The organism is Rhizobium sp. Root149 (assembly GCF_001427345.1).
GTDB classification, from domain to species: Bacteria; Pseudomonadota; Alphaproteobacteria; order Rhizobiales; family Rhizobiaceae; genus Neorhizobium; species Neorhizobium rhizoryzae.
Genome location: NZ_LMGD01000023.1, coordinates 389170 through 412026, shown reverse-complemented (window position 1 = coordinate 412026; position 22857 = coordinate 389170). Strand labels below are relative to the sequence as shown.

The window sequence follows — 22857 nt, the reverse complement described above, 5'->3', positions numbered from 1 at the left end:
TTCCGCTCACCGGTCTGTATTTCTTGAGTGAAAATGTCAAGGTTTTAAAGTGTGGTTCCGCGCCCCTGCCAGGGCTTGCACTGCATGTTCGTTGGAGTTCGCCCATGTCATCTGTTCATAGCTCTCAAATCCCGACAATTGTCTCCAGCATAGAGTATTGGGCACGGCTGCGCGGGCAGGATATTGCGCTCGATTACCGTGCTGTTGCTGGTGCCGCACCGCAAACCATGAGCTATACACAGCTTTCCGCGACCGCTCGCGGTCTTGCGGCCCGTCTGCTGCAAATCGCCTCACCGCGTGACCGCACACTGATATTGCTGCCGTCGGGGCTGGACTACATGGTTGCCCTTCTCGGTGGCATGTATGCTGGCATGGTCGGTGTGCCTGTAAACCTGCCCGGAACGGCCCGTGTGGCACGCGTCATAGAAAAAATCCGGCTGATTGCCGCCGATTGCCGCCCATCGGTCATCATCACGTCGGCTGAAGTCCTTCGCGATTCAGAAGCTGCCATTTTGACGTTTGGCGAGGAGATCGGTGCCAAGCTGGTTGTCCTTGATCCGCCGCAGGCAGAATGCAACTGGCGGGGAAACATGCCGGACGGGGATGACACCGCCTTCCTGCAATACACATCCGGCTCCACTGGTGATCCGAAGGGAGTCGTCAACGGGCACGCGCCGCTGATGCGTAATCTCGATTTCATCAAAGGCCTGCTTGCGCCGAGAGAACGCCCGGTCGTCGCGAGTTGGTTGCCGCTTTTTCATGACATGGGCCTGATCATGGGTGTTCTGGCTCCGCTTGCTGCGGGCGGACGGGCCATCATGATGTCGCCTGGCTCCTTCGTGGTGGATCCGCTCAACTGGCTGGAGGTTGCCGCACAGGAAAGAGCGGGCATGCTGCCTGGGCCTGCCTTTGCCATGGATGCCTGCGTTGAAAAATACGATGCCGTGCGTTGCCGCGATCTCGATCTCAGCGCGCTGGAAAGCTTCGTTCCGGCGGCGGAACCCGTGCTGCCCCGGCAGATCAAGGCCTTCTATGAAACATTTGCCCCTCACGGGCTGCGCTGGGAGGCAATTCGACCAGCCTATGGCCTGGCGGAAGCAACGCTTCTGGTTACGACCTCTTTCGATATGTCCGGGCCTCGTTTCCAGGCCGTGGATTGCAATGCCCTGGAAGGCGGCAAAGCTGTGGAGGTGCTGGAGAATGCAGCTTCAAGCCGGACCTATGTGTCCAACGGAGCGGAGCGAGACGGGCAGGACGTCAGAATCATAGATCCGCAGAGTCTGGAGCCCCTCAATGAAGGAGAGGTTGGCGAAATCTGGGTGGCGGGGGATCATGTTGCGTGGGGCTACTGGAACAAGGCGCAAGCAACGGCAGAAACCTTCAAGGCAAGGCCAGCGCAACCGGATCAGGCAGACGGCGGATACCTCAGAACCGGCGATCTCGGTTTCGTCCTTGACGGTCATCTTTATGTGACCGGCCGTCTGAAAGACATGATGATCATCCGGGGGCAGTGCCATTATCCGAACGATCTTGAGGCAAGCCTTGCCGGTGCGCATCCCAATATTGTCGGTGGCTCTGCCGCAGCCTTCTCCATCACTGGCGAAGACGTCGCGGAAAAGGTCGTCATCGTACAGGAAGTTCGACGCAACGACACATTCGACGCGGTTGACATCACCGCCGTCATTCGGGATGTCATCGCGCGCGAGCATGGCATTGCTTTGCACGACGTGGTGCTGATCCGCAAGGGCACCTTGAAGCGCACGACCAGCGGGAAAGTTCGCCGTGCGGATATGCGCCGGGCCTATCAGGAGCGCTCGCTGGTTCTGGCTGAAGCAATCGGGCAGGGGGGCAAGGCGGAAGCAGAGGCAAAACCGGCCCTGGATCACCGCGCTCTGTTTCAGGCCGAAGTTCTGCTGATTGTACGCAAGGTTCTCGGACCGGCAGCAGCGCAGTCAATCGATTCGAAGGCGAGCCTTTTCTCACTCGGCTTTGATTCACTGGCAGCTCTGCAGGCGATTGCCGAGCTTGAGCGGCGCTTCGACGTGCGCCTGCCCGAAGGTCTTCTGTTCGAACACCCAAATGTCGACGCTCTGGTCGATTGGTTGATGCGCCGGGACGATGCGTCGCCAACACCGAACATTCGCGATGCGCCTTCCAGAACGCCTGCCGCGGAGCCGCTTGCGATCATTGGGCTTTCCTGCCTGTTTCCCGGCGGCGACGAAGATTTCGCCGATCCGCAACTTTTCTGGAAATGGCTGCTGAAAGGGGGCGACGCCGTTCGGCCCCTGAAAGCAGACCGCTTCGCGCCTGAGCAGGAAATTCCGGGCTTTGGTGCTTGCCTGCAACGCGTGGATGGCTTCGATGCAGCCTTCTTCGGCATCGGCGCGCGTGAGGCGATCAATACTGATCCGCAACAACGCTTGTTGATGGAAGCGACCTGGCATGCGCTGGAGGATGCAGGCATTGTTGCCTCGAACATTCGTGGCACCGATACCGGCGTCTTCATTGGCATCGGGACAGGAGATTACGGTCACATACCCTTTGCGACGGGTGATCGTTCACATCTCGATCCCTATTATGGAACGGGCACCGCGTTTGCTGCCGCGGCCGGAAGGCTCTCCTTCTTCTTTGACTGGCATGGCCCCAGCATGGCCGTCGATACTGCCTGCTCCGCATCGCATGCTGCGGTTCATTATGCATGCCAGTCCCTGCGACTGAACGAGTGCGGCATGGCGATAGCCGGTGGCGTCAAGCTCCAGATGCTACCGGAGATCGATCTGGTTCTGTCGCGCGCAAGCATGTTGGCGCAGGACGGCAAATGCAAAACTTTCGATGCGTCCGCCGATGGATATGTGCGAGGAGAGGGTATCGGCGTTGTGGTGATCAAACGTCTGTCCGATGCCCTGCGGGATGGAGACCCCATCCGAGCGGTCATCAGGGAAAGTGTTCTTGCACAGGATGGAGCGAGTGCGGGCCTTTCTGCTCCCAATGCGCAAGCGCAGCGGCGCATGCTGGAGCGTGCGCTGGATCGCGCTGGCTGGAGTAATCTGGATGTCGATTACATCGAACTTCACGGCACGGGCACACGGCTGGGTGATCCCATCGAGTATCAGGCGCTGCGAGATGTCTTTGCGGGCAGGGCTGACAACGATCCGCTCTATCTCGGATCGGTCAAGACCAATATCGGCCATCTGGAAGCAGGAGCCGGAATAGCCGGTCTGATCAAGACAGTACTGGCGCTTCAGGTGAGTTATCTGCCGCCACACCTGCATCTGAAAGAGGTCAATCCGCAGATCGATCTCAGTCAGATCCCCGCCGTTCTCTCAACCTCCGGCACGGCCTGGCCCAAACGAGGCGAGCGGCGTCGTGCCGGTGTGACATCCTTCGGCTTTGCCGGAACGATCGGCCATATTCTGCTGGAGCAGGCACCGGATCTTTTGCCCGCGGCACAGCCTTCATCTCTTATGCCCGCGCCTCTGCTTGCTTTCTCGGCGCGAAGCCGCGATGCGATCGAGACCTTGCGAGATGACTATATCGCACGGCTTTCGGTCCCCGCTGCCGACGCCAACGCCCTTGCGAACGGTGCGGCATTCCATCGTGAACATTTCCATGAGCACCGGATTGCCGTTGTCGGTGAAGATGCAAACGCATTATGCGCAGAGTTGACACGAGCCGTGGCATCAAACGGCACGCCCTCAACGAAGCGGGTGGCGTTTCTGTTTACAGGGCAGGGCTCACAATTCCCTGGCATGTGCCGCAGCCTTTACGAATGCGAACCTGTATTCCGCGAGGCGTTCGATGCCGCCGACAAGGCGATATCCATCCACCTTGGCCGCTCTCTTGCCCAAGTCGTCTTCCATGGTGACGATGCTCTGCTGCGGAATACCGAATTTGCACAGCCTGCTATCTTTGCGGTCGAGTACGCCCTTGCCAGGTTGTGGCGCAGCTTCGGCATAGAACCGGACGCGATGATCGGCCACTCGATAGGCGAGTTTGCCGCCTTCGTTCACGGCGGCGCGCTTTCGCTGGAAGATGCCGCCCGGATCGTGGTTCTGCGGGGAAAGCTGATGCAGCGGCTGTCGGAACCCGGCGCCATGCTCGCTGTGCGCCTCCCGGAACAGGAGGCCCAGCGTTACGCAGACAGTCACGGCATTTCGCTCGCTGCCGTGAACGGTTCCACAGATGTGGTGCTGGCCGGTTCTGCTGATGCCATCGAAAGGGCAGAGGCGGCTTTCAACTCCAGCGGCGTCAGCGCGCGACGGCTGCATGTATCGCACGCATTTCATAGCAAGCTGATGACCCCGATGCTTGATGCTTTCGAGGTGCTTGCAGGCAGTGCAAACGCGCAGAGGTCGCGCATCGACGTTATTTCCACCGTTGAAGGGCAGGTGCTCGATCGCGGGCCAGACGCGCTTTACTGGCGCCAACATGCAGAACGCCCGGTTCGCTACGCGGATGCCTTGCAGGTGGCCATAGCGAGGGGGTGCGATACGTTCATCGAAATCGGGCCACGTCCGGTTCTGACGATGCTGACCCAACGGGAGGCCCAAAACCTCGGGCTGACGGAGGGTCTTTTCCTGGCAAGTACCGGTCCGGAAGACCGGCTTGGCCTGGCTGTGCGCCGAAGCCTGTCCGCGCTTTACCGACAGGGGATGTCCTTTAATACCGAGGCCGTTTTCCGGGGCGAACGAGCGCTTCCGGCAGATCTTCCGCTCTATCCTTTCGCTCATAAGTCCTACTGGCTCGACTATGCTTCAGGAAATTCGGTGAACAGAAGCCTTCCGGCTCCGAACCGCGATAGCGACCAGCCGCTCCCGCTCTACCGAGTCTCATGGGATGCGGTCACCTTGCCAGAAGCAGGAGCGGAGCGCCCGCCGCTGATTTTCATTGGCGGCGCCGATGATACGGTTTCTCTGCTTTCGAAAACGGCGCAACAGGCCGGTTTCGATACTGCCCATATATCGCCTGATCTGAATCCGGGGGGGACGGCGGATCAACAGCAGGCTGTTTGCGTCTGGCTTGATGCGCTCGCCTGCGGCGGTATTCCGGATGACGCGGCCCTCTGGTCTCTGGTTTCCTACTGCAAGGATTGCCAGCAGGCGCAGCGTCGCTCGCGCCTGCTGATTCTGACACAGGGAGCGCAAGGGGACGAAGCGACTGTGCATCCCCTGCAATCCGCCTTCTGGGGAGTTGTTCGATCGCTGGCTATAGAATGCCCGGACATCAGTCTGCTGCTTGTCGACATCGCTCCCGACGTGCAACCACCCGAAGCATTGGCCGAATTGCTGCCCTGCCTCGATACGCTGTTTGCAGCGCAGGATATGTTACGCAGGGACAAGACCGGCTGGCAATCACCCCGAATCCAGCCCGCCGTTGCACAAGCCGCAACGGAAATGCCGGACGGCTTCAGCAGCGATGGGGTTCATCTCGTTTGCGGCGGAACGGGCGCAATCGGTGGCTATCTCATGGACTGGCTCGTTGCCTCCGGGGTGCGCCATCTGGTTGTGACCGGTCGAGGAGAGCCTGGCGCATTGGCTCGCTCAACATTCGAGCGCTACCGCCTCGCCGGTGTCGATCTTCGTTACGAGCGTGTCGATCTTGCCGATATCGCCGCCATGGGGGCGGTCTTCGAAAGGATAGACCAGAGCGGCCTGCCGCTGCGCAGCGTATTTCATTGCGCAGGCGTTGGCTTGTTCGATACGCTGGAAACCATCACGGCCGAAGCGTTCAGCGCCGTCGTACAATCGAAGATCCATGGCGCATGGGTTCTGCACGAACTGACGCGTGAGCGCCGTGATCTCGCGACGTTTGCCCTGTTCTCGTCAATTTCAGGGATCTGGGGGTCGCGCTTGCAGATCCATTATGGTGCCGCCAATGCCTATCAGGATGCGCTGGTGCGCATGCGCCGCGCTCAGGGGCTTCCCGGTCTTGCCATCGCCTGGGGGCCTTGGGGCGGGAAGGGCGGTCTTTCCGATCTGGAGGACGATCTCCTCGATCTGCTGCGCCGTGCGCGCATCAACAAGTTCGAGCCGTCGCGCGGCGTTGCAACGCTGGAACGGCTGCTCAAGACGTCCGCAGGAAACTGGGTGGCGGTCGATGTTGACTGGTCGGCATTCGCGCCGCTTTACCGGGCGTTTGGCCGCAGCAATCTGCTGGAGCATGTCGCCCCCAGCGTCCAGACACAGGAGACAGGGGCTCGCCCTGACTGGAAACGGCTCTCTGCACAGGAACGCGCAGAGATCATCGACCGCTTCGTGACCGAACGGCTGCAACATGTGCTGAAAGTGGATGTATCCTCGCTTTCCGATGCGGTCGACTTGATCGGATTGGGACTCGATTCCATTCTGGTTATGGATTTCGCTCGCATCGTATCACGCGATCTTGGTGTTACCTGCCCGCTCAGGGGCGTTTTTGAAAACGCCACGCCGGGGAAGCTCTCGACCTATTTGTGCAGACTGGTGGGTGAGACGACCGAATTGCTGAATTCGGAACCGGAAGTACAACTTATCGCAGACGTACAAAACCGGCATCTGCCTTTCCCGCTGACAGACCTGCAATACGCCTACTGGATTGGCCGCGATCCCGAACATGTGCTCGGAAACATTGCATGCCACGCCTATCTGGAAACGGAAACCGAATTCCCACTGGATCTGGAGCGGCTTGAAACTGCCTGGAACCTTCTGGTGAAGCGTCACGATGCGCTGAGGCTCATTGTCGATGATACCGGTCATCAGCGCATTCTGCCTGACGTGCCGCCCTATCATTTTGCGACCCAGGACCTGACCGGGGCCGATGAAGACGCGATTGCTTACCATCTGCTTGAGACGCGGGACGAACTGTCTCATCAGGTACTTGACCCCGGCATATGGCCTATGTTCGACATCCGAATTTCCCGTCTGCCCGGCGGGCGCGACCGGCTGCACATTTCAATAGACATGCTGATCAACGATGCCATGAGCAGCCAGATCATCTGGCAGGAATGGCAAAGGCTTTACACATCGGGAAGTCCGCAAGCCGCGGGACTGCAGCCTTTCGAAATCAGCTTCCGCGATTGCGTCATGTCGAAGGCTGCACCATCCGAGGCCGCCCGCGCGCAACGGGAGCGAGATCGCGCCTACTGGATGGATCGCATGGCCGATCTTCCGCCAGCGCCGCAGTTGCCTCTTGCGGTGGCACCGGAACGTATCAAGAATCCGCGCTTTGTCCGGCATCAGGCGGGGCTGGAAGCGGCTCGGTGGCAAAGATTGCGCGAGCGTGCGCAAGCGGTGGGAGTAACACCGGCAGGCCTGCTGATCGGTGTGTTTGGCGAAGTGCTTTCCGCCTGGAGCGACCAGGCGCGCTTCTCGCTCAATCTCACGATCTTTGACCGGCTGGCATCGCATGCCGATGTTCCTCGCCTTGTTGGCGACTTTACCTGCCTGACCTTGCTTGCGCTTGATTGCGCGGGGGCCGACCCGCTGCGGGAACGTTTGCGCGATGTGCAGAGCCGTATGTTCGAATCGCTTGAACATCGCTCCTACAGTGCTGTGGATGTGATCCGCGACATCAATCGCGGGCGAACCGATGGCGGCCAGTTGACGGCACCGGTGGTGTTTACAAGCCAGCTCGGCCTGCAAGACCCTACCAAGGGAACCTCCGAAAACGAGGTTTTCGGACGCCACGTCTATGGAATCACCCAGACGCCACAGGTGTGGCTCGATCATCAGGCCGCCGAACAGGATGGCGCCCTGGTGTTCAACTGGGATGTGGTCCAGGGCCTGTTCCCCGCAGGTATGATCGAGGACATGTTCCAGGCCTACCAGACGCTTCTTGAACGACTTGCCGATGAAACGGCACTCTGGGAACAGCCGGTTGGCGATCTGCGCCCCGCAGCACAGAAGGCCGTGCGACTTCAGGTGAATGCTACCGATAGCGATTTGCCGCTCCGCCTGCTCGATCAGCTTTTCTTTGATACGGCAGAACGGTTGCCAGATGCGACCGCACTGATCACGGCCAAGGGCCGTTGGACCTATGCAGCGCTGAAGGATTGGTCCCTGCGTCTGGCGTCCAGACTGAAGGGAGCAGGACTGGAGCGCGGCGAACGCGTATTCATTGCCATGGAAAAGGGGCCAGAGCAGGCGGCAGCCTGCCTTGCGATCCTCTCCCAGGGCGGTGTCTATGTGCCGATTGATCCCGCCATGCCTTCGCCGCGCTTTGCACGAATTGCGGCCGCAAGCAATGCCCGCCTCATGCTGACGCAAGCGCGGCTTGCCGGTCGTCTGCCGGAATTCTCCGGCAAGATCCTGTTCGCGGATGAGGGCGAGCAGGCGGGTGGCGGGGCGGCATTGCCCCTGCCGGACCGCTCGCCGACCGATCATGCCTATGTCATCTATACGTCGGGCTCCACGGGCCAGCCAAAGGGCGTGCTGATCGATCATCGCGGCGCTTGCAATACGGTGCTCGATATCAATCGTCGCTTTGAGGTGACGCAGCAGGATCGTATATTCGGCTTCTCCGCGCTTGGCTTCGACCTCTCCGTCTACGATCTCTTCGGCAGCTTTGCCGCAGGTGCCGCCCTCGTGCTGCCGGATGCGGAGGGTACGCACGATCCGCAGCATTGGGCTGAACTCGTGGCAGAGCACGGGGTCACCGTCTGGAACTCGGTACCGGCGGTCTGCGATCTGCTGCTGGGTGAGGCGTCGCGCAAGCTTTCGAGCCTGCGGCTGGTGCTGCTTTCGGGCGACTGGATACCGCTCAAGCTTCCCGAAAATCTTCGCCAGGCTGTGCCACAGGCGCGTCTGATTGCCATGGGAGGCGCAACGGAGGCATCGATCTGGTCAAACTGGTTCGACGTGAAGGCTGTCGATCCTGCCTGGCGCTCCATTCCCTACGGCTATCCGCTTTCGAACCAGTCCTATCGCGTTCTGGACGGCCGGTTGCGGGATCGGCCGGACTGGGTGATCGGTGATCTTTATATTGGGGGAATGGGTCTTGCGATCGGCTATGAAAGCGATCCCGAAAGAACGGATGCCGCCTTTATTCACCATCCAGACGGAGAGCGGCTTTACCGGACGGGCGACTTGGCCCGCTATTGGCCTGACGGCACAATCGAATTTCTCGGTAGACGCGATACGCAGGTCAAGATTGCCGGCCATCGCATTGAACTCGGCGAAATCGAGGCTGCTCTGACCGCTCATCCAGCTGTGCGGGAGGCCGTTGTCGGGGTTATCGGTTCAGATGACACCGGTCGCAGGCTGATGGGCTGGCTGCTTCTGGAGGAGGGTGACGCGGCATTTCACAGCATTGAAGTTGCCGTTCCCGAAGAGGCTGAGAGAATTGCAGCCACATTGAGCGAAACCGCCGACCGGTTCATTGCGCCTATCGTCCCAAGCGCTTCTGTGAGCGATTTCGCTGAATGGCAGAAGGATGTTGCAGCCGCTTGCGTTACGGCATTCTTCCATGCGGCGGGGCTGTTCGACGAAGGCGATGCCAGCCTTTCTCGACCTGAGATTGTCGAACAGATTGCCCTTCATTCAGATTATCATGGGCTTTTGCTACGTTGGCTGGCTTTGCTGGAGCAGAGCGGCAAGATCCGCCATGAAAACGGTCGCTGGATCGGTCTCCTAGAGCCAGCCTCCTGGCAGGCTTTGCAGGTACGCGGCCTGTCGCTTGGCATATCCGAAGCCCTTGTAGGCAGGCTGGAGGAAATTGCGCCTCGATTGCTCGAGGTGATACGCGGCGAGACCGATCCGCTGGAGGTCTTCTATGACCGCCAGGGCCTTCTCAGCCCTGAGAAACTGGCGCGCCAGCACCCCTGTGCCATTGCCACACACAAGGCCATTGGCAGTGTGATCCAGACCATGGCGGATGCCGCCGGACGTAAGCTGAACATCCTGGAGATCGGGGCGCGTAGCGGCGCTGCCACCCGCGATTGGTTGGCGATGGTTGATGCCGAAGTGGCAAATGTCACCATCTCGGATCCTTCGCCGCTGCTGCTGGATGAGGCGCGCGCCGATGGGCTTGATGATCCCCGCATCGATTGGCAGGTGCTTGACCCGTCGACAGAGCCGCCATCAGCCCTTGAATACCGGTTCGACGTCATTGTCGCCTTCAACTCTCTGCATCGCGGCCAGAATATTGATCACCTGCTCTCAAATTGCCGACACCTGCTGGTGCCCGGCGGCCATCTGATCGCCGTTGAACTGACCACCAACGGTCCGATGATCGATGTCACTGCTGCATTGATCGAACGCGGCTTCGGTGCGCTTGTCGATCTTAGAAGCGCTCGTCGCCAGCCGCTGTTAAGTGGCGCGGAATGGTGCGTACATTTGGAGGCTGCCGGCTTTGCGGCTGCCCGCGCAGTCGATCCGGGCATGAACGGCGACCTCCAGGTCCTGATTGCACGCAACAGTGCGTCAGTGGCCAGATTTCAGCCGGAGCGGGTGTCGCGATATCTCGAAGGCATGGTGCCGGGCTATATGGTGCCGCGTCAGTTCATGCCGCTCAAGAGCCTGCCGCTTTCTGCCAATGGCAAGGTGGACCGCAAGCGTCTACCGATGCCGAATGACGACAGGATAGTGGAAATGGGCCTTGCTGCCCTTGCCACACAGACCGAGCGGGATCTGGCCTCGATATGGTCGGAGCTGCTGGGTCGCAAGGATATCGGCCGTGATGCGAACTTCTTCGCCGCCGGTGGTGATAGTCTGATTGCGGTTCGCATGGCGGAGCGTATCCGTTCGGTGCTTGGCCGCAAGGTGGCGCTGCGCGACATCTTCTCCTTACAGGAGCTAAAGGCGCTGGCCGCCCACATCGATATGATGACAGACAGGAGCGTTAGGGCTGAAACTCCCGCACTGACGGTAAATCTGCACGATCAGTTCAAGCCCTTCCCGATGACTGATGTACAGCAGGCCTATTTCATCGGCCGCCAGCCGCTGTTTCCCCTGGGAGGTGTCTCTACGCATCTGTTTGCGGAAATCGACGTGACGGAGCATTCCCTCGAGGCGTTGAACTGGGCCTGGAACAAGCTGGTTCAACGCCACGGCATGCTGCGCGCCGTGATCGAGGGTGATGGTGCACAACGCATTCTTCCCAGTGTTCCGGTGTTTTCCTTCATGACCTGCGATATCCCGGATGGCGATGAACAGGCACTGGACATGTGGCTGAGACGCCAGCGCCGCGACATGAGCCATCGCGTCTACGATACAGCGCAATGGCCGCTCTTCGACATCAGAGCGGCACAGCTTCCCGGTAGCGTCCGCTTGCTGATCAGCCTGGACAACCTGATTTGCGACGGCCGCAGCATGGTGATGCTGCTCTCGGAATGGGCAGCGCTTGCGCGCAACCGAAATGCGGTGCTGCCCGCGCTGGAACTGTCCTTCCGCGATGTCGTGCTGCATCGGCAGAAGCAGGAGAACACGCCAGCCTTTGCCACCAGCCTCGAATACTGGGTCGAGCGGCTGGCTGACCTTCCCGCCGGTCCGAGCCTGGCATTGGTCCGCTCACCTGAAACGCTAACTCCGCCGCGCTTTTGCCGGTTGGAGGCAAGGCTGGAGGTTGATCGATGGGAGCGCTTCAGGGCGCGGGCTGCCCATAACGGACTATCGGCAAATGCCGCGCTGCTGGCAGCCTATGCCGCAAGTCTGCGGCAGGCAGGCGGCGGAAACTTCTTCAGCCTCAATCTGACGCTTTTCCGGCGCGAAGAAATTCATCCGCAGATCGATCTTCTGGTCGGCGATTTCACCTCTCTTTTGCTGGTGCCCTTCGATGCGCGCACAGGCGGCAGCTTCAAGGACGTGGCACAGGCGCTTCAGCACCGGTTGATGTCGGATCTTGAGCATGCGCAGGTCTCTGCCGTGCGGGTGATGCGCGAGGCGGCGCGGCGCGGCGGCAATGCACAGGCTCTGGCCGTGCCGGTCGTGTTCACCAGCGGGGTCGGCGTCGATAACACTGCCTCTGATGGCACGACGACGGATTGGCTGGGTCGCTTTACCGGCGGGATTACCCAGACACCGCAGGTCTGGATCGACCATCAGGTCGTCGAGCGTAATGGCGAGCTGGTGTTCAACTGGGATTATGTTGAGGAATTGTTCGACGCTCAATGGATCGGCGGCGTCTTTTCGCTTTACTGCGAAATGCTGGAACGCCTTTCAGCCGACGACACAACTTGGCAGGAACTGCTGCCGCCGGTCAGCGGCAGGCAACCTGTGCCGGCTGCCGTTGCCCCGCAGGTCAGCGCTGACGCACCCGTCATGACAGAGGGCGCACCCGTCACGACAGAGCAGGAAGCCGATCTTGCTCTGGAGCAGTTGATCACGCAGCTGCTGGGTGCCGAACCAGGACTTGGCACCCTGGACCCGGAACGCAATTTTTTCGAGCTTGGCGCGACGTCGCTGACCTTGATCAGGTTGCACCAAAAGTTGCGGCAGGCGCTGGAACGAGATTTCCCGGTGGTGGCCCTGTTCTCCCACGCCAGCATTCGCGCATTGGCAGGATATCTCTCTCCCAACGCGTCTCCAAAACCGGATGAGGGCGACCTGACAATGCGGCATCGCCGAGCCGCACGCCAATTGAATGCGCAGCGCCGTCGCCCGGACGCTCGATAAATTCCACGCTCTTGACTGAATTGGACAGGACGATGCGTTCTTTCGACAATGGTCTGTTTTCTGAAATTTACGGCGATGTGCAGCCCGTCGCCATCATCGGAGCCGGTTGCCGCTTCATGGGAGCGAAGGATCCCTTCACTTTCTGGCGGCGGATTGCCGATGGCGAGGTCCTTTCCCGGCGGGTGACACGGGACGATCTGATCCGTGAGGGACTTGATCCGGCGCTGTTGCAGCGACCCGATTTCGTGCCTATAGCCAGCATCGTAGAGGATGCCGAGCATTTCGATGCGGATTGGTTCGGCTATTCTCCAGCCGAAGCCGCGACAATTGACCCCCAGCAGCGGCTGTTTCTGACCTGTGCCTGGGAAGCGCTGGAAATGGCCGGCCCTGCGGGCATCCATTCGGGGCAGCGAGTGGGCGTGTTCGGTGCTGCGCGCATGAGCACGCATTATCTCGCCAGTCGCGACACTGTCTTGCAGGCGGGCCTTTCACGAACATTCCAGCGTCTGATCGGCAATGACAAGGATTATCTTGCAACGCGCGTTGCCTACAAGATGGGGCTGACAGGACCGGCATTGACGGTACAGACCGCTTGCTCCAGCTCGCTTGTGGCGGTGCACATGGCGTGTGAACAGTTGCGCAGCGGCGAATGCGACATGGCGCTTGCTGGCGGTGCTGCCCTGACCTTCCCCATGGCTGCCGGCTATTTTCACCAGCCTGGCATGATCTTTTCACCTGATGGACGTTGCCGCCCCTTTGATGCCGACGCCTCCGGCACCTTCATTGGAAACGGTGTTGCAGTTGTTCTGCTGAAGCCGTTGCGGCGTGCGCTGGAGGATGGAGACGGTGTGCTTGCCGTCATTCGTGGCTCGGCTGTCAATAATGACGGTACCGGCAAGGCCGGTTTCACTGCGCCCTCCTTTGCTGGCCAGAAGGCCGTCATCGAGGAAGCCATGGCGCTTTCGGACGTCTGCGCAGATAGGATCGGCTTTATCGAGGCGCATGGGACGGCAACCCCGCTTGGCGATCCCATTGAGGTGCAGGCGCTGGCCGAGGCTTTCCGCGCATCCGGCAACGAACGGACGCAGCCCTGCGCGCTTGGTTCGCTCAAGGCAAATGCCGGCCATCTTGATACGGCAGCCGGCGTTGCCAGTCTTTTGAAGGCAGCTTTCGCGGTCAAGACCGGGCTAATTCCACCTTGCGTGAATTTCCAGTCCCCCAATCCGGCGCTGGAACTGGCTTCGACGCCGTTCACCGTGCCGCAGTCCTTGAGCCGCTGGGAAAGTGACGAACGTGTTGCCGGTGTCAGTTCCTTCGGTATCGGTGGCACCAATTGCCACGTCATCGTCGAGGCCTTGCCGCCAAGGCTGCGGGCACCTGTCCCGGACAGACAGGGACCGGTCCGGATGAGTTTGTCGGCTCGCGATCCTGCTTCTTTGCGCGCGCTGGCGCTTGTGCATGCCGAAGCGCTGCTCGATGGTCAGTTTGATGGTGAACTCGAAGCCTATGCGGCCACGCTCGACCACCATCGAACCCTGATGCCTCACCGTATCGATGTCGTGGGCAATGATGCAGCGGCACTGGCACGCCAACTTCACGATTTCGTGGATCAGGGCAGATCAGCCATCGAGGATCGCCCCTTTCCGGACACGAACCCGCCAAGACGGCGAGCCTTTGCGCCGGTGTGCACCCTGCAGGGTGAACGGCAGGCGGAAGACAAGCCGCCCACCAATAGCTGGGACTTGCTGAACCACCACATGCAGAAGGCGACAGTCGAACGCGCCGCGGAGCATGACTGGTCTGCACTCGAGACAGAAGCCTCCGCCTCTGCGGCGCTGCATGCCATTTACACGGCCCATGCCATGCACAGTCTGGGGCTTTTCGCGGATTCCGCGCCACTTTCGCTTGAACAGGTCATGGAGCTCGGCGGCATACTGCCCGCTTACCGCCAGCTGACGCAAAGGCTGCTTCGCGACCTCGTGAAAGAAGGAGCGTTGATGCAGGAGGGCGAGACCTTCGCTCGATTGATTGTGAGGCCTCTGGAAGACACGCATCCCATTCTGTCGGATATGGCAGCGCGCGGATATCAACGGCTGACGAATATGGCAGCGCGCGTGGGACCGAGACTGGCCGACATGCTGAAAGGTGAGGCCGATCCGGTCTCGATCGTCTTTCCCTCTGCCGAAACAGACGATGCGGAGGAGATGTACGAACGCCAGCGCGATTCAATTTTCCTCAATAGCCTGGCGCGTGATGCCGTTCAGGCCTTTGTCGATGGCCTTCCTGCGGATCGTCCGATCCGCGTTTTCGAGATTGGCGCGGGAACCGGCGGAACCACCAGTTCCGTTCTGCCTATCCTTCCGGCTCATCGCACGACCTATATGTTTACCGATCTTGGGCCGCTTTTCCTCAGCCGTGCGAAGGTGAAGTTTTCAAACTATTCTTTCCTGCGCTATGCGACCTTTGACATAGAGCGCGACCCCGCCGATCAAGGGCATTCTGAAGGCGGATACGACCTCGTGATTGCCGCCAACGTGCTGCATAACGGGCGCGATCTGACGCAGGTTCTCGCGCGTGCGCGCCAGCTGCTTGCACCTGGTGGTCTGCTTGTGCTGCGTGAAATTTCGACGCCCAAGCCGCTATTCGATTTCATCTTCGGGCCGCTGGTGCCAGTTCTCTCCGATATAAGGGAGCGAGGGGGCGAACTCTTTCCTCCGCTGGCGATCTGGGGCGATTTTCTGACGCAAAGCGGCTTTTCGGACTGGACCGCTTACCCCACCGCAGATCAGGCACCGGCAAGGATTGGCGAAAACATCATCCTCGCGCTCAATGGAGAGGCGCGGGAGCCAAAGACAGATGCACCATCCGTGACGGGCCAACGCTTCGAGACGGCTACGCTTGCAGGTCTTGTCGAAGCCTTGGCTTCCCGCTCTGGTCGCGGCTTCTGGCGGCATGAGGGAGTAACCTTCCGCCCGCGAGCCCTGTCTGGTGCCAGCAATTGGGCGCTGGAGCAGGGTGAGCTTGTTCTTCGCGAAGATGTCGCGTCCGCGCCACCACTGATCAGTATAGCTCAAACGGCACAGCGCATGCGGCCAATGCCACTTCTTCCCGAACAGGGCGAGATTGCAGAGGTCTCAGGCCTCAGCGATCTGCTGCATCAGGTACTGGGAGCGCGAACCCAGGCACCCCGGTTTGTCGCATCCGCCATCAGTGGCACGCAAGACCTGCAGTTCCGGGGAAGATGGACTGCGCGAGAAAATGAGGGTGGCGGCTACGATATCACTGTCGTAGACTCGGAAGGCTGGCCTTGCCTCTGGATCGAGAACCTGCGGTCCGTCGATGCGGAAAAGCCGCGACCGCTTCTCTATCGCTGGGAATGGGAGCCTGCCACAGGTCCGTATCAGAGACGACGTATCACGCATTTGATTGCGCCGAAGGGAAAGCTCAATCCGGTTGCGTCCGCAGGTTCCACCACCGCGGATGCGAGGTCAGAGGATTGGGAAATTCCAACCGCGATCGGCTCCGGCGATGTGCTGGCGCTGGATTTGCGCTCTACGCAAAGCCAAGACCCGGTGCGCCTGTATGCGCGTGTGCTACAGACCCTTCAGGCCATGCAGAAAATCGATGCGGCGCTTGTAATCCTGACGCAGGGCGCTCTCGCCGCCACTCCGTGGGACCGGCCATCATCCGGTTTCTTGGGCGGCTTGCGCGGCCTAGTTCGCGTTGCAAAGCGGGAGCTTTCCCAGTTTGATCTGAGATGGCTCGATATCGATCACGCGCAACCGATCGAGCACTTGCCGCTTGCTGGAGCGGATGAGGATATCCTTGCGATGCGCCGTGGCCGCCTTTTCGTGCCGCGTCTTCAGCCGATGGAAACAGGAGTGTCACCGGTTGTAAAATCCGCGCATGGCTTGAGCATCCTGACGGGCGGTCTTTCTCCGTTGGCGCTGACGACAGCGGAATGGCTTGCTCGCGAAGGCATCAAAGACATCTGGCTCGTTGCACGGCGAAAACCAACACCCGCCGAGCGGGTTCGGCTTGCCGGACTGGAAGCTTGCGGGGTGCAGGTAACACTGTGGGACGACGTGGATCTTAGCGACCGCTCATCACTGGAACGGGTTCTGCAGGCGGCGGTGAATGAGGGGCGGGCCATTTCGTCTATCTTCCATTTTGCCGGTCATCTGGAAGATGAGCCGTTGGCCCAAACGGATGCGGCTTTGTTGCAGCGCGTGTTTGCGCCCAAGGTTCCGGCTGCACAAACCCTGCTGGATTGGCTGGAACGCCTCAACCCTGGCAGTCTGGTCTTCGCGTCTTCCGCAGCAACCGTGTTCGGGCAACACGGGCAAACGGCCCATGCGACCGCCAATGCAATTCTGGAGGGACTGGCTGACCAAGCACGCTCCGCCGGTTGGCCGGTTCAGGCGCTGGCCTTGGGATATTGGGACGACGGTCGCGCAGAGCGCAATGATCTCGGCCGCCTCTTTGCCGATCAGGGCATGCTGGGCCTTGATGAGGATGAAGGCCTTGCGCTGCTGCGGCAGGCCCTGTTCCAGTCAGACGCGGTGCTGATGCCGGCGAAAATCGATTGGCCCAAACTGTCTGCTGCGGGCGAGAAAATTCCGCCATCGCTTGCGGTCTGCGCGCCGCCACTGTCTGTTCGCGCCGTCCAGCCCAAGACTGAGGGCGGTGAGGAAGCCTGGCTGCGCCGGACGCTGGCGCAACTTCTGGCGCTTGAAGAGGGGGCCATCGCGGCGGATGCGGACCTGCTGCAACTGGGCCTGGACTCGCTGATGATGCTGGAACTGACCCAGTCCATCAAAACACAGTTCGCAATCGACATCCCCGCCGATACCCTGCGCCAGAACGGCAATTTGCACTTGCTTGCCGCATACCTCGCGGGTGCGCGAGGGGAACGGGGGAATGCGGCCCCAGATGTGGCTTCAATCGTCCAAGCTCATCTGTCCGAACTGTTGTCCATTGCGCCAGAGCAGATATTGCCGGACCGCAAGCTGCTGGAACTCGGTCTGGACTCTCTGCTTTTCCTCGACCTACGTGAGCGCATCGCTTCAAATTTCGGTATCCGCCTTTCCGGTGAAACGGCCGTTTCATTCGATACGGTCGGTGCCTTGATCACAGCAATTGATGCGCAGCTTGGTCACGAAGAAGCGCAGATAAACCCTGTTCGCCGTGTTCTGGCAGAAGCGGCTGGCCAGCAATCCGGTCTCCTGCTGGAGAATGGTGACCTGCGTCCTCATGCTATGGCCGCCGGTGAAACAGTAGCTTTGTCGTCCCTGCAACGCAGCTGGTGGCGGGGGCGTGACAAGGATCGGCCTCTGGGGGGAACCGCCCGCCATCTGTATGTCGAGTATGACAAGACTCTGGGAGACTTTGATCTCGATGCCTTTGAAAGGGCATGGAACGAGTTCGTGAAACGTCATGCGGCGCTGCGCATGACTGTAGGTGGTGATGGTCGCGCGCGGGTACATTCCCGTGTTCCGGAAAGCGGCATTGCCCGGGACGATTATCGCGCGGGTGGTCCCGCGGACGTGGACCGTCAGCTTCTGGCCACACGTGAGCGCATGAGCCATCAGATGTTCGACCTGTCCCGCTGGCCACATTTCGAATGGCGTGCCTCGCTTCTGCCGGAAGGGCGTCTGCGCCTGCATTTCGACATCGATACCACCCTCATCGACATCGAAAGCTTCCAGGTGATGCTGCGCGAGATCGGTCGCCGGATGCTCCAGTCAGAGCGGGCTCTGCCGGAACTTTCATTTTCGGGCGCGGATTACATGCGCGCCGTTGACATCATGGACGCAACCGGCGCTGCGGAGATTGACCGTGCCAAATGGCGTGAAGAGGGACGCAAGCTGCCGGGCCCGCCGGATCTGCCGCTGCTGCAAAGTCCCGAAAGCCTGCCGCAGCTTCGCTTCGCGATTACCCGCCAGGCCCTGAGCCGCGATGTATGGCTGAAGGCGCGCGATCTTGCTGCGCGGGATGACTTCTCCGGCACGGTGCTTGCGATTTCGGCCTTTGCCGTCGCGCTGGTCCCTTATCTCGGCGGCAGATCCCGGTTCACGTTGCAGCTGGCCTATAGCGACCGTAAGCCGGTTCATGCCGAGGTGATCAACATTGTGTGCGAGGCAACTGCAATCATGCCCGTTTCCTTCGATTTCTCGGATGATCCAAGTTTCATGCAGGTCATGGTGCGCACGGCATCGGCGATCCGAGAGGGGTTGTCGCTTGAGCTTGCAAACGGCATTTGGGCGATGTCCGAGCGGCCTGACGGCAAATTCGCCGATATTCCCAATCTGGCGCTGCCAGTCGTCTTCACATCGCTGCTGGGTGTCCGCCAGAGCTATGCGTTGCCGGAAAGCGCCGATCCGGTTCTGGGCATGCCGACCTATGAATATGCTGCCCAACCACAGACCGCGCTGCATTTTCAAGTGCTCGAAGAAGAGCGGGAGCTACTGTTCAATCTCGACGAGATAGAGGGTCTGTTCCCGGCCGGACTCGGTGCTTCGATCCTTGCGACTTTCTCGGAAGTCCTGCGGGGCGGAGCCGACGACTGGGCTCGACCAATCTCCGGCTGGTCACTCACACCGGAATTGGAGGGCGCCGCGATCGGACTTCGCCAGTGGCTGGAGACGCTTCATGGCTGAGCGAAACCTGAATGTCGTGGTTGTCGGCACCTGCTTTGGCGAGCATTACCTCGCGGCCCTTGCCAAGGCTTCGAACGCCTACCGCCTTCGCGGCATCGTGGCGCGCGGCAGCCAGCGCTCCAGCGCGCTCGCTGCGCATCTTGGCGTGCCACTTTACCACCGCGTGGAGGATCTGCCGGAGGGAGAGATCGACCTGGCCTGCGTCGTGGTGCGGACCACGCTTTTCGGAGGGGAGGGAACAAGGCTGGCTACGGCGCTGATCAAGCGTGGCATTCATGTCTTGCAGGAGCATCCGGTTCATCCGGGCGAAGTCGTATCCGTGCGCCGTCTCGCAGCAGAGCGGGGACTGCGCTATCACGTAAATTCCTTCTACCCCCATTTGCCCGCCGTGCGGCACGCGATCGACTATGCGGCTGCGGCCAGACATAGCGAACCTGCAGCCTTTGCAGAAATGACGACAAGTCCCCAGCTTCTCTACTCCACGCTGGATATTCTGGGACGTGCCATCGGCGGCCTTGAGGCTTTTCGCTGCGAGAAATCCTTTGCAGAGAACGGGATGCCCTTCCAGAGTTTTCAGGGCAGTGCGGCAGAAGTCCCCTTCAATCTCCTGCTGCAATCCTACCTCGATCCTTCCGACCCGGATCATCATTCCCTTGTCATGCACCGCATGGCCATTGGTTGGCCGGAAGGCGTCATCAATCTGGTGAACAGTTTCGGTCCGGCGATCTGGACCCATTCTCTTTATGCGCCGGATTACCGCAAGGATGGCGTGGGAAGTTCCTATCTCTTGGCCCCGGATGGCTTTGTGAAAAGCCATTATTTTACCCAGCCAAGTGCGCAGATTTTTGGATCTCCACGCGGGGCACCGTTCTGGGAGGTGGTGCATGAGCAGTTTCCCGCAGCCATTCTGAGGGCCTTGGACGAACTTCGGCAAGCCATAGCGGTTCCAGACAGCGTGCCTTGGCAGACCGATGGCTATCTCGCTGCACTGGGGCAGGCTTGGGTCAGCATCCTGCGGCTGGCGGGAAATGCCAGGGAAAAGTCCTTGCCTCCCCCACCGCCGCCCCGACCGAACCCCATTAAATTTGCAGAAGAAAGAAGAAATACCGATGAATGCGTCGATTGAACGCAACCGTAGCGCCTATCTAACGCTCGCGGATGCCTTTTCCAGGGTTGGCATAGACCGGCAGGCAGCGTTCCTGAACTGGGGGTATGCGCCTGTCGAGGGTCTGCCAGATGAGGTGCCAGGTCCGGAGCCTGCCGCAGGCTCCAATGCACCCTTCGAGCGGCTGGTGTCAGAACTGATCGGTCCATCGCTGCTCGACGGGCTGAGGTTTGCCGATATCGGATGCGGTCGTGGCGGTGCGCTCGCGTTCATTTCCCGTCGTCATAGGCCGCTCTCCCTCACAGGCATTGACCTTAGCGCAGATAACATTGCCGCCGCGCGGGAGCTCCTTGATGGCAGGCGCGTGCGATTGCAGGTGGGCGATGCCTGCGATTTGCCGTTTCCGGACAACAGCCAGGATGTAATCTTCAATCTGGAATCCTCTGGGGCCTATCCCGATATGGCGGCCTTTCTCGGCCATGTCCATCGCGCCCTCGCTCCCGACGGCATGTTCCTGCATGGCGATCTTTGGCCAAGGCACATGGTAGCTAACTTCCGGCAGACCATGGAGGACATGGGCTTCACATGCGAGAGCTTCCGAGATGTGACGGCACAGGTCTGCCGCGCGCGTGAACTCATGCCCTCCAGTCTGCTCGATCGTCTGGCAACACAGCCGGACATGAAAGAGTTGAGAGATTATTTCGCGGCCCCTGGCTCTGCCATGTGGAACTGCCTCGATCGGGGTGAAATCGTTTATCTGCTGACGCGATGGCAAAAAACCGGCGAGCGGGCGCACGTGATGGACCGCGCTCGATTGAACACGCGCAGCCACGATATCGAAGTCCTCATCGCTGAAGGTCGCGATCTGGCGGAAAAACGCTCGAAATGGTTTCCCTTCGGCGCACCCAGGCGCACCGCCAATGTGAACATCCTCGCTTTTCCCCATGCAGTTGCCGGTGCTTCCGCATTCAAGGGCTGGCGTCATGTTTTCGCGCCGGACTGGCAGTTTTCTCCTGTACAATTGCCCGGTCGGGAAAGTCGTATCAGTGAACCGCCCTTCACGTCTCTTGCCGAGGCGGTGGAAGACATCCTGCCACTCGTCACGCCTTATCTGGATCGTCCACTGGTGCTTGCCGGTTGGAGCTTGGGTAGCAAGGTTGCGTTCGAACTTGCCCGTCGCATTGAAGAGAAGGGCTACAGAATACCGCAGCTTGTGGTGACGGGCGTGTGCCCCGGTCCTCACGAAAAGCTGCCGGATATCGCCAGCTTCTTCGGCGGCAACGATATTGAAACGAGGCTACGGATTCTGGGCGGAACGCCGCAATCCGTTCTTACCAACGTTGAAATGCTCGGCACCCTCAAATCCGCAATGGAAGGCGATATTGCCATGGCCGCAGGGTATTGGAGCGAGGCGGTTATCGGCGCTCCCATTCTTGCAATTTCGGCCAGCGAGGACGAACTCGTTTCGCGCGAGGTCGTTGAATCCTGGAGAGGGCGTACCTCTGCTGCCTTTGACCATGTGAGGCTTGAAGGCGGACATTTTCTGGCACGTGACGAAGGCGAGATGGTTGCGCTCGTCATCCGCAAGGCTGTCGAGGCACAGCTTGATGCCATGGGTTTCAAGGAAGGCTTGTGATGCAACATTCATCCTTGTCTTCGCCATGGTTGCCCTATGGTGTGGCAAATCACGCCCGTGCTCAAACCTGCATGGTGCTTTTTCATCATGCGGGGGGAGGGGCAAACTTCTTTCGCAGCTGGCCTGACCACGACGCGCTGAGGGGCATTGATGTCTACAGGATGGAGATGCCCGGTCGTGGCAGCCGCTTTCGTGACCCACCTCAATCAAACGTCGAGGATCTGCTGGCCGGGTTTGCACCAGTTCTGACAAAACTGGCAGATCTCTATGCGAATGTCGTCCTGTTCGGGCACAGCCTAGGCTCGCTGCTGGCGTTCGAGGCAGCGCGTCATCTTCAGACAATCAATCGCCAGCCGCAGGCCCTGATCGTTTCGGCGCGCCGCGCGCCTCATCTGCCGACTCCTCACCCCTGGCGCCACCAGATGAACGATCGCGCACTGACGGAGGAACTGCGAGGTCTGGGAGGCACGCAGGAAGAAGTGCTTGCGAATGAGGAATTGCTGCAACTCTTCCTTCCCATGATACGTGCCGATTTTCAGCTGACGGAAACCTATCGTTACGCCCGCGACATGAAGATTCTCAGTCCGGTGTTTGCCCTGCGTGGAAGCGCCGATCGCGAAGTGTCCGACGCGGACATACTGGCTTGGGGAGAAATCGCGGCCGGGCTTTTCGAATCCAAAACCTACGCCGGCGACCATTTCTATCTCAATGAGCCCGCCAATCTGCGTCAGTTGCTGGGCGACATAGTCCGCTTTCTGCCGCGTACTGCTCCGTCGCTCCCGGTGGGTGGCACAATATGAAAATTGGCCCGGATCGGGGTGGTTGCGGTCCCGATCAAGGTGGCGGCGGGCGAACGGGACCGTTAGGCCCGGA

At 60.2% G+C, this 22857-nt stretch carries 5 protein-coding genes; all 5 read left to right on the top strand.

The window, feature by feature from the left end; all coding sequences use genetic code 11:
* The first annotated feature begins 104 nt into the window (after positions 1–104).
* The 5 genes from ASD54_RS21715 to ASD54_RS21695 are packed head-to-tail and all read left to right on the top strand — an operon-like array spanning position 105 to position 22784.
* Positions 105–12584, top strand: coding sequence for a hybrid non-ribosomal peptide synthetase/type I polyketide synthase (locus tag ASD54_RS21715; RefSeq protein ID WP_062556646.1), 12480 nt, complete (start codon positions 105–107; stop codon positions 12582–12584).
* Positions 12585–12616: 32 nt separating this feature from the next.
* The gene (locus ASD54_RS21710) at positions 12617–19243 is read left to right on the top strand and encodes an SDR family NAD(P)-dependent oxidoreductase (RefSeq protein WP_062556645.1); all 6627 of its coding nucleotides are present in this window, start codon (positions 12617–12619) and stop codon (positions 19241–19243) included.
* Complete coding sequence (locus tag ASD54_RS21705) at positions 19236–20369, top strand: Gfo/Idh/MocA family oxidoreductase (protein ID WP_062556644.1); 1134 nt, start codon at positions 19236–19238, stop codon at positions 20367–20369. The genes ASD54_RS21710 and ASD54_RS21705 overlap by 8 nt, the downstream gene beginning before the upstream one ends.
* Entirely contained in the window at positions 20353–21984 is a 1632-nt protein-coding gene (locus ASD54_RS21700; protein WP_062556643.1) for a thioesterase domain-containing protein, read from the top strand. Before ASD54_RS21705 ends, ASD54_RS21700 begins: the two co-directional genes overlap by 17 nt.
* Positions 21984–22784, top strand: coding sequence for an alpha/beta fold hydrolase (locus ASD54_RS21695; RefSeq protein WP_082547325.1), 801 nt, complete (start codon positions 21984–21986; stop codon positions 22782–22784). The genes ASD54_RS21700 and ASD54_RS21695 overlap by 1 nt, the downstream gene beginning before the upstream one ends.
* The last annotated feature ends 73 nt before the right edge of the window (positions 22785–22857 follow it).